At 60.0% G+C, this 13,475-nt stretch carries 12 protein-coding genes; 5 read left to right on the top strand and 7 right to left on the bottom strand.

Annotated elements, in window-relative coordinates:
* Window positions 1-10 precede the first annotated feature (10 nt).
* Entirely contained in the window at window positions 11-604 is a 594-nt protein-coding gene (locus BLO49_RS13310; RefSeq protein ID WP_245679029.1) for a hypothetical protein, read from the bottom strand.
* Between the two features lie 255 nt (window positions 605-859).
* Between BLO49_RS13310 and BLO49_RS13305 the strand changes: the two genes are divergently transcribed.
* Entirely contained in the window at window positions 860-2,950 is a 2,091-nt protein-coding gene (locus BLO49_RS13305; RefSeq protein WP_090649743.1) for a prolyl oligopeptidase family serine peptidase, read from the top strand.
* Window positions 2,951-3,111: 161 nt separating this feature from the next.
* Here BLO49_RS13305 and BLO49_RS13300 read toward each other — a convergent pair whose 3' ends face one another.
* From BLO49_RS13300 to BLO49_RS13290, 3 genes are read right to left on the bottom strand one after another with little or no spacing between them, the layout of a single operon-like run.
* A complete protein-coding gene (locus BLO49_RS13300; RefSeq protein ID WP_090649537.1) occupies window positions 3,112-4,308 on the bottom strand; it encodes a hypothetical protein in 1,197 nt (398 codons plus the stop codon).
* Window positions 4,305-5,471, bottom strand: coding sequence for a hypothetical protein (locus BLO49_RS13295; RefSeq protein ID WP_090649535.1), 1,167 nt, complete (start codon window positions 5,469-5,471; stop codon window positions 4,305-4,307). The genes BLO49_RS13300 and BLO49_RS13295 overlap by 4 nt, the downstream gene beginning before the upstream one ends.
* Window positions 5,468-6,367, bottom strand: a complete 900-nt coding sequence (locus tag BLO49_RS13290) for a response regulator (protein ID WP_090649532.1) — start codon at window positions 6,365-6,367, stop codon at window positions 5,468-5,470. Before BLO49_RS13290 ends, BLO49_RS13295 begins: the two co-directional genes overlap by 4 nt.
* Window positions 6,368-6,517: 150 nt before the next feature.
* Between BLO49_RS13290 and BLO49_RS13285 the strand changes: the two genes are divergently transcribed.
* The 4 genes from BLO49_RS13285 (at window position 6,518) to BLO49_RS13270 (ending at window position 8,505) form a co-directional block, all read left to right on the top strand.
* The gene (locus BLO49_RS13285) at window positions 6,518-6,913 is read left to right on the top strand and encodes a Tat pathway signal protein (RefSeq protein ID WP_090649529.1); all 396 of its coding nucleotides are present in this window, start codon (window positions 6,518-6,520) and stop codon (window positions 6,911-6,913) included.
* Window positions 6,914-7,022: 109 nt separating this feature from the next.
* A complete protein-coding gene (locus tag BLO49_RS13280; protein ID WP_090649526.1) occupies window positions 7,023-7,373 on the top strand; it encodes a phasin in 351 nt (116 codons plus the stop codon).
* A 4-nt stretch (window positions 7,374-7,377) separates the two neighbouring features.
* Window positions 7,378-8,169, top strand: a complete 792-nt coding sequence (locus tag BLO49_RS13275; protein ID WP_090649523.1) for a 3-hydroxybutyrate dehydrogenase — start codon at window positions 7,378-7,380, stop codon at window positions 8,167-8,169.
* Between the two features lie 114 nt (window positions 8,170-8,283).
* The gene (locus BLO49_RS13270; protein WP_090649520.1) at window positions 8,284-8,505 is read left to right on the top strand and encodes a hypothetical protein; all 222 of its coding nucleotides are present in this window, start codon (window positions 8,284-8,286) and stop codon (window positions 8,503-8,505) included.
* 145 nt (window positions 8,506-8,650) lie between these two features.
* Here the strand turns inward: BLO49_RS13270 and BLO49_RS13265 are convergent, their stop codons facing one another.
* The 3 genes from BLO49_RS13265 to BLO49_RS13255 all read right to left on the bottom strand — a co-directional run bounded on the left by BLO49_RS13265 (window position 8,651) and on the right by BLO49_RS13255 (window position 13,405).
* Complete coding sequence (locus BLO49_RS13265) at window positions 8,651-10,522, bottom strand: ABCB family ABC transporter ATP-binding protein/permease (RefSeq protein WP_220083745.1); 1,872 nt, start codon at window positions 10,520-10,522, stop codon at window positions 8,651-8,653.
* A gap of 87 nt (window positions 10,523-10,609) precedes the next feature.
* A complete protein-coding gene (locus BLO49_RS13260) occupies window positions 10,610-11,293 on the bottom strand; it encodes a DsbA family oxidoreductase (RefSeq protein ID WP_090649517.1) in 684 nt (227 codons plus the stop codon).
* A gap of 219 nt (window positions 11,294-11,512) precedes the next feature.
* On the bottom strand, window positions 11,513-13,405 hold the full coding sequence (locus tag BLO49_RS13255; RefSeq protein WP_090649514.1) for a sodium:solute symporter family protein: 1,893 nt from the start codon (window positions 13,403-13,405) through the stop codon (window positions 11,513-11,515).
* Window positions 13,406-13,475 lie beyond the last annotated feature (70 nt).

Genomic DNA, 13,475 nt, shown 5'->3' with positions numbered 1-13,475 from the left:
CTTGTTCGGATCAGTTAACGGGACGCAGCAGCAGCGACAGGCCAGGCAGAATGGCAAAGACAAAAAGGGCGGCGGCATAGGCCAGCGACTGTTCGGGCCGCCCAGCCAGCAGCGCCAGGCCGATCGCCGTGCCGAAAGCCCCCAGCGACAGCCATTTCGGCCACGATTTGCCGGTCATCACCCCCGCCACGCGCCAGCCGACGCCATAGACCGACAGGGCGATCGGCGAGATGATGAAGCTGGCATTAGCGGCGGCACCGAACTTGACCATCATGATCATCAGGGCGGCAATCACTACGGCGGCGCCGAGGATCAGCGTACCCCAGACCGCGCGAAAACGCCGGACCGCCGGCTGTTGCAGCATCAGGCGGTCGCTGCCGACCTTGAAGACGATCCCGAACAGCACAAAGGCAATAGCAGCCGCCATCCACAGCACGCCCATCAGGGCCGGATGCGGCAGGGTGATATGACCGGAGAGAATGAGATACTGCACGAAGCTGGCCGTGCCGAAGCTCAGGCCCGCCCAGAAGGTCATGCCGCCTTCCATGACGGCCGGCTGGGAAGCATCGAATGACGTTTCGTTGGTAAGGGACAGGGTGGACATGAACGGCTCCTTTGAAGGTGTCAGCATAAATGACTAAAGAACTTTATTTTGTAAAGTACTTTTTCAAAGGCGATCATGACTCTTTTGTAATCTTGCCCAAGCTTGCCAAGTTGCGGAAAGCCGCTAGTTTCATTCGCAATCTTAAGCGTCTGAAAAAGGTGGCTCCTCCCGATGCAAATTTCCCTGAAATCGCTATGTGTGACAACGGCGCTGTTTGCGCTGCCCCTGTCTCCCTTTACCCTGCACGCAGAGACCATGACCACAGTTGCCAAGGCCGTCGCCGACAATCCCAATACCGCGCCGAAAGATGCGCCCGATCCGCGCGCCTTCCTCGATGAGATCGATGGCGCCGAGGCCATGAAATGGGTGCTGGCGCATAACCAGACCACCATCGACAAACTTTCCAAAGACCCGCGTTTTGCGCAGAATCAGGCGGAGGCCCTCGCTATCCTCCAGGCCACCGACCGCATCGCCTACCCGACCTTCGCCCACAAGGGTCTGGTGCAGAACTTCTGGCAGGATAGCGACCACACCCACGGCATCTGGCGCCAGACGACCTGGGAGTCTTACAAGTCCGCCACGCCGCAGTGGGACACCATCCTCGATATCGACGCGCTCTCCAAGGCCGAAGGCAAGAACTGGGTCTATGAAGGCGCCAACTGCCTGGCGCCGGACTATACGCGCTGCCTGATCGAGTTATCCGACGGCGGCAAGGACGCCACAATCGTGCGCGAGTTCGATATCACGACGAAAAGCTTCATCATCGGCGGTTTCGGACTGCCCGAAGGCAAGCAGAGCGTCACCTGGCGCGATGCCGATACGCTCTATGTCACGCGCGAGTGGACGCCGGGTGATGTTACTGAATCCTCTTACGCCTACATCACCAAGGTGTTGAAGCGCGGCCAGCCGCTCGACCAGGCAGTCGAAATCTATCGCGGCACCAAGCAAGACGTCAGCGCCGGCCGCACCGTGCTGCGCGATGTTGATGGCACATATGTCATGGATTATGCCTATCGCGGCCTCGATTTCTTCCATAGCCAGCAGCTTTTCTACGCCGGTGACAAGGCGGTCGAACTGCCCCTGCCGACATCGTCGAACTTCAATGGCTATATGAAGGGGCAGGCGATCTACAGCCTGAAAGAGGACTGGACCTCGGCCAAGGGCACGGTTTTCAAGACCGGCGCCGTGCTGGTGTTCGATCTGGCGAAGGCACTGACCGATCCGTCGCACCTGGAGCCCACCCTGCTCTTCCAGCCGGACGCCCATCAGTCGGTAGAGAGCATCAGCCAGACGAAAGATCGCTTGATCCTGTCGCTGTTGTCCAACGTCACCGGCGAGGTGTGGAGCTATGACTACAGCGGCAGTAAATGGTCGGCGAAGAAGCTTGACCTGCCGGCCAATTCGGCGCTCGATATCGTCTCGACCGACGACCAGAGCGACCGCGTCCTGGTCAGCGTCTCCTCCTTCCTGATCCCCAACACACTGCTCAATGTCGATGCGGCGGCCGGTACGGTGGAGCAGATCAAGACCTCGCCCGCGCGCTTCAATGCCGATGGCTTGCAGGTGCAGCAATTCTGGGCCATCTCGAAGGACGGCACGAAGGTGCCTTATTTCCTGATCGCGCGGAAGGACATCCCGCTCGACGGAACGACGCCGACCATCCTCAATGCCTATGGTGGTTTCGAAGTCTCTTCGACGCCCTACTATTCCGGCACCATCGGCAAGCTGTGGCTGGAAAAGGGCGGCGCCTTCGTGCTGGCCAATATCCGCGGCGGCGGCGAATTCGGCCCCGCCTGGCACGAAGCCGGCCTGAAGACCAAGCGCCAGAATATCTATAATGACTTCCAGGCCGTGGCCGAGGATCTGATCGCCAAAAAGATCACCACGCCGCGCCACCTCGGCATCATGGGCGGTTCCAATGGCGGGCTTTTGATGGGCGTGCAGCTTACCCAGCGCCCGGACCTGTGGAACGCGGTCGATGTGCAGGTGCCGCTGCTCGATATGGTCAACTATACCAAGATGTCGGCCGGCGCTTCCTGGCAGGGCGAATATGGCGATCCGAACGATCCGGTCGAAGGCGCCTTCCTGCGCGGCATCTCGCCCTATCACAATGTGAAAGCCGGTGTCGCCTATCCGGAACCGCTGTTCGAGACCTCGACCAAGGACGATCGCGTCGGCCCGGTCCATGCCCGGAAGATGGCGGCCCTCTTTGAAGAAATGGGCCTGCCGTTCTACTATTATGAGAACACCGAAGGCGGCCACGCGGCGGCCTCCAACCTGCCGGAACGCGCTCGTCGTTATGCCATCGACTACACCTACTTCATGCAGAAGCTGATGGATAAGTAAGATATCTCCTCCCTTGCGAAGCGGGGGAGGTGGCAGCGCGAGGCTCGCAGAGCCGGTGTCGCTGACGGAGGGGGCAACCACGCGCCGTCATGCCCCCTCCGTCTCGACGCGCTGCGCTTGCTCGACACCTCCCCCGCTTCGCAGGGGAGGAGAAAGTAGTCCTACGCCCGCTGACGCATGGGATCTTTCTTCAGATTGTTGAACAGGCTGGCCTCGAAATCCACGAGCATGTCGGCGAATTCGATATCCTGAAGCGGCTTCGCGCCCTTGCGGTTAAGCCGCGCCATGCGGTATTTCCAGAACGACGAGATATGGTTCAGAATGCCGATCTTGTGGCCCAGTTCGATGAACAGTTCCGAGCCGAACAGCAGGAATTGCCGGAAGGGCTCCGGATCGCGCCGCACCGCCAGGGCGTGATAGACCTGATCATAGTGATCGAGCGTATCGCGGGCGTCATTGATGATCTCGACCACCGCCTTTGCGATACGCGGCCGCGCCTTTTTCAGATACCCCCGCATGGCCTCGTCATAGCTGCCTGAGGTTCGGTAACTGCCCAGCCCGCCCAGAACGTCGCGCAGGCCGCTTTGCAATTCGACGTGACACCATTTGTAATAGAGGAAACCGCGCCAGCACATAATGCCTTCCTGGAACTCCTCGTCGCTCATCTGCAGGGTCATTTGCAGAGGCGCCAGGGTCTTGCTGAGATTGTCCGACAGGATCTTGTTGCCCAGCCGGGTGGCGCCCTTGCTGTTCTTGCCCTGCCCCAGCGCCACATTGACCAGGTTCTCGATTTCGCGCGCCGTAAAGGCGGTCATGGCCTTCAGGTCCTGCGGCGAAATCTGGAAATAGACCCCGGAGGGATTGCAGCCAGCCTTGTCGAGGTGCTCGCGCAGCAGGAAGGGATCGAGCGACGGCAGTTCGTCGATGCAGCGCAGGATTTTCGCATCCCGGTTCTTGCCCATGTCCTCGATGCCGAGATAGGTGCGCATCATCGGTTCGTACTGGGTCTGGCGCACGAAGAACGACCGGCCGCCCAGGCGCAGGTCATAGGGGTCGTAGGGCAGGATGACCTTGGTGACCGTGCGGCGCCCGCCCGGAAAGAGATCGCGTTCGTCGAGCCGCAAGGTGTGCTTGAGGATCAGGGCGCGATTGAGCGCCGAGTGCTCAAACAGGGGCTTGGCGAGATAGTCCTCATTGTCCTTATAGGCCGTATAGATCTTGGCGAGATTGAGCACCCGGCAGGACGACCAGGTGCGGTTCAGATTGGCGAGATTGCGCACCTCGCGCGTGGAGGTAAAGTCGCTGTCCGTGGCGGCGCGGTTCAGACCGTCTGTGAAGGCGAGACTGGTGCCGATCATCCGGCGCCCTCTTCGTCATCCAGCGAGACGACCGACAGCGACTCTTCAAAATCCATCAGGATGTCACCATATTCAAACGGCGTCAGGCGCTGGGTCATCATCGACTGACCCATCCGGTAGCTCCAGAAGGAGGCGATGTGGCTGAGAATGCCGATACTTTCCCCCAGCTCAAAAAACAGGCTCGGCCCATCAAGCAGGAAGCGGCGGAACGGACCGGGATTTTCGCCATGCACGAGGGCATGATAGGCCCGGTCATAGACATTGAGCGTCCGGCCGACGCTGGCGACGGCATTGACGATCCGGCTGGCCAGGCGCGGGCGCACCTCTTTCAGGTAGTCGCGCGTGCCGTCATCGCAGGCGCCGATAGGCTGGTAGGTGGAGAGCCCCTCCAGCACCTTGCGCATTTCGTCCTGCAACTCGATGTGGCGCCATTTGAAATACAGGAAGCCGCGCCAGGAGAAGATACCATCGGAGAACTCATCATCCGCCATGCGCAAGGTCGCTTTCAGCGGCCACAGTTCGGAATCGAGTTCATTAGCGAGAATCTTGCCGGCCAGCTTGATGGCCGACCCGCCGATCGAACCGGAAAAGGCCGTGCGCACCAGCCGCTCTATCTCTTCGTTGGCGAAACCGATCATGCGCTGGATGTCGTAGGGTGAAATCTTCAGATAACAGGCGCCCGGCTTGTGGCCATGGCGCGACAGGTGCTCGCGCACCAGGAAGGGATCGACCGAGGGCAACTGATCGAGCAGACGTAAGGTCTGCACATCGGTATTGGCATTGATGTCATCGCCGAAATAGCCACGGCAGAAGGCGTCGAAACCGACCTGGTTGACCAGGATCGAGCGCCCGCCCAGCTTGAGGTCCGTCGCATCGAAGGGCAGGATGATCTTGGTGGCCGTGCGGCGATAACGGCCGAAAAGCTCGCGTTCATTGGCGCGCAGCGTATGCTTGACCAGTATGGCCTTGTTCATCTGCGAATCGCGGAAGAACGGCCGCAACTGGTAGTCCTTCTCGTGCGCGGAATTGACGTGGACCGCCGACAGGTTGAGGACACGGCTTGTCGAGGCCGTCTCGCCGAGATTGGCGAGGCTGCGCACATCCCGGTTCGACAGGGTGTTGTTGAGGGTTGTGCGGCTGTCCAGAGTGGTGAAAGCGTTCATTGGGTAACCCTGGAAGCAAGCCTGCGGCTGGTTTTGCGTTTGGTGACAAGCACCTTGAGGTGGCGGACGATATTCAGGGCCTCATCGTCATCAGCGTGAGGCGTCTCGTTCAGACGTATGAGCGCATCGAGATGCACGTCAATGACCTCGGTATCGGCGGTTCTGCCGGCCAGCTTCACATACTCGTTCAGGGACTGGGTCGCCTGTTCGACGAGGTGCCGGTGAAAGGCGTGCGCCTGGGCCTGATTCTCCATCAGATGCCTGACGACCTGATTGATATGGTCGATCTCCGGCACCCGGCCGCCGGCGCCCATAAGGCCGCGCAAGGTCTGAAGTCCGGCTTCCGCGGGCGTGTGCTTTGCCCCGCCCTCCGGCCGCCGCAGCAGGCCCGGAAACAGTTGCGCCTTGCGCCGGCGGCGCTCGGGCGAGACGGCCTCCATCAGCGCAGGGCGCTTCCGGGTCAGGGCCGATGATATGGCCTTAAGCAGGGAGCTGGTGGAAAACGGCTTGACGACAAATTCACTGATCCCCGCATCGCGCGCCAGCGCCACATCATTAGCGCGCTGGCGAGCCGTCAGCATGACCACCGGCAGGGCCGGATCAGGGATGCGCACGTCCGGCCGGTGCGCCGCCGCGCGGATCAGGGTCACCAGTTCCAGGCCCGACATGCCCGGCAGGTTCCAGTCCAGCAACATGAGGTCCGGCGCCTGGTTCTGCAGATGATCGAGCGCCTCTTCGGCGTTTCGGGCGAAGCTCAGATTGACGAAGCCGGCGGCGCGCAGCAACTCGATCACCAGGCGGCGCGAGGCATCGTTGTCCTCAACGATCAGCAGACTGACCGCCGGACAGTTGACCTTTCGCAACAGGCGCTGGGTCTGTGAATGAAGCAGGTTCATGAGGTTGAAATTTGTCCGTCGCCCTTTGCCTTTATCAAAAATACCGGGAATCCCTTAATTCTGAGTTGACTTATATCATTGAATTTATGGTAAATTTCATATTTACCTCACATAAACCGGACCTTAACGCCACTGGGTTAGACTGCTGAAATGATCCGCAGACAGTTCCTCGCCCTTGCCGCCGCAACCGGTCTTATCGCACCGGTCGCCTTTGCTTCCGAACCCAAGAAAAAGGGCGGCGGCGAAAACTATACGCAGTTCAAGACAATCAATGTCTTTACCGAGGCCAGCCGCCGGCGGCACGGCACGCTCAGTGTCGACATGGGCCTCTATTGCGAAGACGCCAAGCTGGTCGAACAGATCAAGCTCTATCAGCCGCGCCTCCAGGATGCCTATGTCGCTCGCCTGCAAGCCTATGCCGGCACGCTCAATTCGACCGCCATGGTCAATACCGACTTTATCGCCATGCAGCTCCAGTCCGCCACGGATGCGATCCTCGGCCGCAAGGGCGCCAAGGTTCTTCTGGGCACCATTCTTTTAAATTAAGACAGCGCTTTCCCATCAGTTGTTTTGCATTTGCGCAACTGTGCGAAAACCGCCATAGTTTTGCGTTATTTGGTTGAGAATATACCGCCTTACGGAGGAGACAGCGGACATGACCACCCCCTCGTCCTTTGAGAATGGCCTGCGCCTGATGGCTGACCAGCAGCAGCGCGCCGCGCGCAGCCTGATCAACCTGATCGAGATGATCAGCACCACCTCCCATCGTTATGCCGAAGATACCGCCGCCTTCACCCAGGAAGCCATCGCCCTGATGAACGAGGCATCCGCAAAGCATGATCCCGCCAGCATGGCCGAACTGCAGAAGCGCTGGGCCGCCACCTGCCTGAAATACGGCCAGGACCAGACTCGTGCGACCATGACCTTTGTCGAACAATGCGGCAAGCAGGCGCTCAATGTCGCCTCACACGCACAAGACTCCTCCCCCAAAAAGCCAAAGGAATAAGCTCATGTCTCAAGCTCTCTCCGGCAAGACCGCCCTCATCACAGGCTCCACCAGCGGTATCGGGCTGGCGATAGCGAAGGGGCTGGCGGCGCAGGGGGCGAAGATCATGCTCAACGGTTTCGGCGACGCCGCCGAGATCGAAAAGGTCCGCGCTGATCTGGCGGCCGAACACGGCGTTGAGGTGAGGTTCAACGGCGCCGACCTGACAAAGGCCGACCAGATTGAAGCACTGTTCAAGGACATCAACGACAATCTCGGCGGGGTCGATATCCTTGTCAACAATGCCGGCATCCAGTTCGTTTCGCCGATCGAGGATTTCCCGCCGGAAAAGTGGGACGCCATTATCGGCCTCAACCTGACCTCCAGCTTCCACACCACGCGCCTCGCCTTCCCCGGCATGAAGGCGAAGAAGTGGGGCCGCATCGTCAACATCGCCTCGGCCCATGCGCTGGTGGCATCGCCGTTCAAGTCGGCCTATGTCGCCGCCAAGCACGGCCTGCTCGGCTTTACCAAGACAATTGCGCTCGAAGGCGCCACCTTTGGTATTACTGCCAACGCTATCTGCCCCGGCTATGTCCACACACCGCTGGTCGACAAGCAGATCCCGGACACCATGAAGGCACGCAACATGACGCGCGAGCAGGTGATCAAGGACGTCATCCTGGCCGCCCAACCGACCGGCGAATTTGTCACGGTCGAGGACATCACAGCGCTTGCCGTCTTCCTGTGTTCGGATGCCGGCAAGGCGATCAATGGCGCGCCCCTCAGCATCGACGGTGGCTGGGTGGCGCAGTAACCGTGCGTAAAATCTCTTTATGAGATTTTTATGGAATCTGCCCCGCAGCCACAGCGCTTCCATATGCCCCCTTCGCCATAGTCCTTCACGTCTTGGTGAGAAGGAATCACAATCATGCGCAATACGTTCAAGTTCATCGCTATCGCCGCCGTCGCTGCGGCTTCGCTTTCCGTTGCCGCCTGCTCGAAGCCGGCCGACACGACCACCACAACCGAAACCTCGACCGAGGTTACCTCGCCGGCCGTAGACACCATGGCCCCGGCCTCCGACGCCGCCATGTCGGATGCCGCCATGTCGACCACGACCACAACGACGACCACTTCGTCTTCGATGTAAGCTGCCGCAATAAGCAAAAAAAGCCCCTCGCACCATCTGGCGCGAGGGGCTTTTTTTATTGACCATTTCGCCTTCCCGCGAAGCGGGAAATCCACGCCTCACTTCCCGGCGATAGCGGTAGCGTGGTGCAAGCGCCAGGAAAGCGCTATTCGACTTCCGCAACCACTTTGGCAAGCGTCTCGCGGGCGGCATCGGCGGCGCGCTGACGTTCCCACATCGAGTGATAGATGCCGTTCAGCTTCATCAGGTCGGAATGCTTGCCGCGCTCGGCCACCACGCCATCCTTGAGCACCAGGATTTCATCTGCGCCAACGACGGTTGACAGGCGGTGGGCAATGACCAGTGTCGTGCGGTTCTTAGACACGTCATCGAGCGATGCCTGGATCTCGCGCTCGGTGTGGGTATCGAGCGCCGAGGTCGCCTCATCAAGGATCAGGATCGGCGGCGCTTTCAGAAGGGTACGAGCGATGGCCACACGCTGCTTTTCCCCGCCGGAGAGCTTCAGGCCGCGCTCACCGACTTCAGTCTCATAGCCCTTCGGCAAGGTGCTGATAAAGCCGGCGATCTGGGCGGCCTCGGCGGCGTCCTCGATCTCCTCGCGCGAGGCGCCATAGCGGCCATAACCGATATTATAGCCCACTGTATCGTTAAACAGCACCGTATCCTGCGGCACCATGCCGATGGCCTTGCGCAAGGAGGCCTGGTTGACCTCACGTATATCCTGGCCATCGATCTCGATAGAGCCGCCCTTCACATCATAGAAGCGGAACAACAGGCGCGACAGGGTGGATTTGCCGGCACCGGAAGGTCCGACGACAGCGACCGTTTTGCCGGCCGGAATCTCGAACGAAACGCCCTTCAGGATTTCTCGGTCCGGATCATAGGAGAAGATCACGTCCTTGAACGCCACCTTGCCATCGCTGACCACCAGGTCCGGCGCATCGGCCTTGTCGGTGACTTCGGCGGGTTCGTCCAGCAGCTTGAACATGGCTTCCATGTCGATCAGGCCGGTCGAGATTTCGCGGTAGAGCGTACCGATAAAGTTCAGCGGGATGGAGAGTTGCATCATATAGGCATTGATCATGACCAGGTGGCCGATCGACTGCTTGCCTTGCGACACTTCCCAGGCCGACAGCACCATGACGATGGTCATGCCGATGCCGAAGATCACCGTCTGGCCGATATTGAGCCAGGCCAGGGAGGTATAGGTGCGAATGGCCGCCTTTTCATACATGGCAGTGGCGCGGTCATAACGCGCCGACTCGTGCGCCTCGTTACCGAAATATTTGACGGTCTCGAAATTCAGCAGGGAATCGACCGCCTTGGACATCGAATCCGAGTCCGCCTCGTTCATGTCCTTGCGGATGCTGATCCGCCAGTTGGAGGCGATGATCGAGAACCAGACATAGACGAAAACCGTGGCGGCCACGACGACGACATAGATCCAGCTAAACTGAAAAGCGATGATGACAGCGGTCAGGACAAATTCGACAATCGTCGGGATGCCTACCATCATAGTCAGGCGGATGATGGTCTCGATCCCCGCCTTTCCGCGTTCGATAACGCGCGACAGCCCGCCGGTGCGGCGCTGAAGATGGAAGCGCAGGCTCAGATTATGCAGATGGACGAAGGCGCGGTTGGCCAGGCCGCGCACAGCGTGCTGGCCGACCGCCGCAAACATGGCGTCACGGATATTGTTGAACACATTGAACAAGATACGGGAAATGCCATAGCCGATGACCATCAGCAGCGGCATGGCCAGGATCAGGCTCCAGAAGCCCGGATTCTGCACTTGCGGCGCGTGCGGCCCCAGAGCATTGACGCCCCATTTGAACAGATAGGGCGTGATCACCGTCAACAGCTTGCCGACCAGCATGGCGAGCAATGCCCAGATCACCTGAATTTTCAGGTCGGCGCGATCGGACGGCCAGAGGTATGGCTTCAGAAAGGCGATCGTCTCCGATACCTTGGCTTTTGGCTTCGGCATCGGGGTATTCTGCAAATTGGGAGGACTCATCAGGCGGTCGCTTTCGACTGGGCTCGGAATGGAGGATAAACGGCTATATAGGCCGCGCCTCCCCGTTCGCCAATTGACTCGCCACATTTATTTTATGCGGGATCGCAGCCATCTATGCCCACAGGCATCGCCTTCAACGACCGGATTCTTTTTCGCTTCGGTCTCCGCGGCCTGAAGCGTCTGCAGAAAAGCGGCCACCGGCTGGGCACCCGAAACGGCATATTTGCCATCCACCACCACAAAAGGCACGCCGTGCACGCCGTAGACCTGCGCCTGGCGCTGATCGAGCGCGATGGACATATCGATATCGGACGAGGTGAAAGCCGCATCGATATCCGCGGCGGCCAAGCCAAGCTCCGCGCCGATCTCATGCAGCACGGCGCGGTCGAAGATATTGCGGCCATCGGTGAAATAGGCGCGGTAAAGCCGGTCGACCGCCTCGGTCTGCTTGCCGTGGCCCTGCGCCAAAGCGATCAGGCGGTGGGCATCGGTGGTATCGCCGGCCAGTGTGCCATCGAGATGAAACTCGAGCCCCGCCTGTGCCGCGCGCGCCGTGACCTGCGCCTGATTGGCACTTACCTGCTGCGGACTCATGCCGTATTTCTGCTGCAACATCAGGTCGGTGGGGATCACCGTCTGGCCGGGCGACAGACGAAAGGACCGGTGACTGATATCGGCCTCGCCGCCCCACTGTTTCAGCGCGGTTTCGAGCTCCGCCTTGCCGATATAGCAGAACGGACAGATGACATCGGACCAGATTTCGATTTTCACAGCGGGCACTCCTGAATGACGCCCACTGTATGTAATTCGGTTACAGTTTGATGCAAGAGAAGTGAAGCAAGAAACCCCACCGCCCCGCCCTGCGGACGCGGTTCCCCTCCCCAACAAAGTTGGGGAGGTATGTTTTTTCTTATACCTCCCCGGCTATGCCGGGGAGGGGGACCATCGAGCGTAAGCGAAGATGGTGGTGGGGTATCTTACTTTCCAAAACTACGCCGGTTCGTCCCGCAGCTTATCCCACCAGGTGAACTTCATCACCACCGAGCACAGCACCACCAGCCCCAGCGACAGCCAGAAGCGATCCATCTCACGGATGATCAGGAAGATGGCCGAGGCGGTGATCGCCGTCTGCCACACCACGCCGGTCAGCGAGTTGAACATGTCGCGCCAGAAGTCACGATTAGGCTGAACCTCGGGCTCATCGGTGCGCAGGGCCTCCAGCACCGGCTTCCAGAAACCCCAGGGGCGAGTCTTTTTATAGAACAGCTTAAGCGTCGCCATATCGGTCGGCTTAGTCACATACGAACCGATCACCGCCGCAGCCAGACAGGCCAGCAGCAGCCACGGAAAGGCCGACAGCGCATTGATCGCCTGACCGGTCACCGGGTCTTTCCACACCGCCATCCACATCGCCACGGCCACGCCCAGCGCCATGCTCGCCGCATAGCCGGTGCCATTCAGCCGCCACCAGTACCACTTGATGACATTGGCGACCGTATAGCCGCCATAAAGACCCGTGGTGATCCAGCCGACAATCCCGTCGATCGAGGTCAGTTGCCAGCCGATCAGCGCCCCCAGCACCGCAAAGGTCAGGGAGGTGGCATAGCTCAGATGAACCAGTCGCTTCTGCGGCGCATCGGGGCGGATATATTTGCGGTAGATATCATTGACCACATAGGCTGGCGCCGCATTGAGCGAGGCCGAATAGGTGGCCATGAAGGCCGACAGCATCCCCGCCAGCGCCAGCCCCATCAGGCCCGGCGGCATGTAGTTGCGGATCACCCATGGAAGGATGGAATCGATATCGCCGGTAAAGCTCTGGCCGGACGCCGCGGCGACCGCCTGCATATGCGTCCATTGCGGGCCGATAAAGCACAGGGCCAGCACCGCCATGCCGGCAATCATCAGGTAGCGCGGGAACAGCAGCACCACATTGACGAAGCCGGAAATCTTGGCCGCTTCGGTGGGCGATTTGGCCGACAGCAGGCGCTGCATGTCATAGTTCGGCGCCGGCCCGGACATGGCCTTGAGTACGCCCTGAAACGTCATCAGAATGAAGAAGATGCCGAAGGCCGAATAGCCCTCCTTCGAGATCACCGAGACGGCCGTATCGGCCACCACCTTCTGGTCCGGCGCCGCCGAGCGCGCCAGGCCGGCCCAGTCGAGATCAAGCTTCCAGCCGAACAGGATGTCGTGCCAGCCGGCCGGCACCACGGCGCGGATCATCTCGGGCGTCACCAGCGACATGGCGATCCAGGCGATAGCGATGCAGACAACCAGCTTGATGAAGAATTGCAGGATTTCGGTCATGACCACGGAATACATGCCGCCCTTGACCGAATAGACCGTGGTCAGGGCCACGACGATCAGGCCGTAGATCTTGTCATTGATCATCGGATCGGCGGAAAACCTGTAGGGGATGAACTCGGCCGCCAGCTTGCCAATCCCCAGGAATCCGAAGGCCAGCATCCCCACCACCATGATCAGGGCGAAGACGACATTGATCAGGTGCGAGGCGCGGGCACCGAAATCCTCACCGAAACGGAAGCTGATCCATTCGGCGCCAGTCAGCTTGCCGGAACGCCGGAGCCAGATCGCCAGAAAGGCCATCAGGAAGACCTGGTTGAACACAGGCCACAGCCACGGGATGAAGACCGATTTCAGGCCGTACACCACCAGCAGCCCGACCATCCACATGGTGCCGGCGACATCGAACATCCCTGACGCGTTTGACAGCCCCAGCACCCACCACGGCAGCTTGTTGCCCGCCAGGAAATAGCCCTGGATGCTGCCGGAAGCGAGCTTCGCCACCCAGAAACCGAGCCCGACGGTCAGCAAGAGATAGCCGGCGACGATGGCGAGGTCGATTGGTTGTAAGTTCATTTCCTTGCCCCTTTTATTCTCTTATCCTCCCCTGTTTACGGGGGAGGTGTCAGCGCGTAGTCGCTGACGG

It is taken from the genome of Asticcacaulis taihuensis (assembly GCF_900100255.1).
GTDB classification, from domain to species: Bacteria; Pseudomonadota; Alphaproteobacteria; order Caulobacterales; family Caulobacteraceae; genus Asticcacaulis; species Asticcacaulis taihuensis.
This window is presented reverse-complemented; position numbering and strand designations above follow the sequence as displayed.

What these genes read in the sequence shown, in the direction of transcription:
- BLO49_RS13270 (WP_090649520.1), top strand. Translation starts at nt 8,284, where the DNA reads ATGCGCAATACGTTCAAGTTCATCGCTATCGCCGCCGTCGCTGCGGCT.
- BLO49_RS13305 (WP_090649743.1), top strand. Translation starts at nt 860, where the DNA reads ATGACCACAGTTGCCAAGGCCGTCGCCGACAATCCCAATACCGCGCCG.
- BLO49_RS13280 (WP_090649526.1), top strand. Translation starts at nt 7,023, where the DNA reads ATGACCACCCCCTCGTCCTTTGAGAATGGCCTGCGCCTGATGGCTGAC.
- BLO49_RS13290 (WP_090649532.1), bottom strand. Translation starts at nt 6,367, where the DNA reads ATGAACCTGCTTCATTCACAGACCCAGCGCCTGTTGCGAAAGGTCAAC.
- BLO49_RS13300 (WP_090649537.1), bottom strand. Translation starts at nt 4,308, where the DNA reads ATGATCGGCACCAGTCTCGCCTTCACAGACGGTCTGAACCGCGCCGCC.
- BLO49_RS13310 (WP_245679029.1), bottom strand. Translation starts at nt 604, where the DNA reads ATGTCCACCCTGTCCCTTACCAACGAAACGTCATTCGATGCTTCCCAG.
- BLO49_RS13265 (WP_220083745.1), bottom strand. Translation starts at nt 10,522, where the DNA reads ATGAGTCCTCCCAATTTGCAGAATACCCCGATGCCGAAGCCAAAAGCC.
- BLO49_RS13295 (WP_090649535.1), bottom strand. Translation starts at nt 5,471, where the DNA reads ATGAACGCTTTCACCACTCTGGACAGCCGCACAACCCTCAACAACACC.
- BLO49_RS13285 (WP_090649529.1), top strand. Translation starts at nt 6,518, where the DNA reads ATGATCCGCAGACAGTTCCTCGCCCTTGCCGCCGCAACCGGTCTTATC.
- BLO49_RS13275 (WP_090649523.1), top strand. Translation starts at nt 7,378, where the DNA reads ATGTCTCAAGCTCTCTCCGGCAAGACCGCCCTCATCACAGGCTCCACC.
- BLO49_RS13255 (WP_090649514.1), bottom strand. Translation starts at nt 13,405, where the DNA reads ATGAACTTACAACCAATCGACCTCGCCATCGTCGCCGGCTATCTCTTG.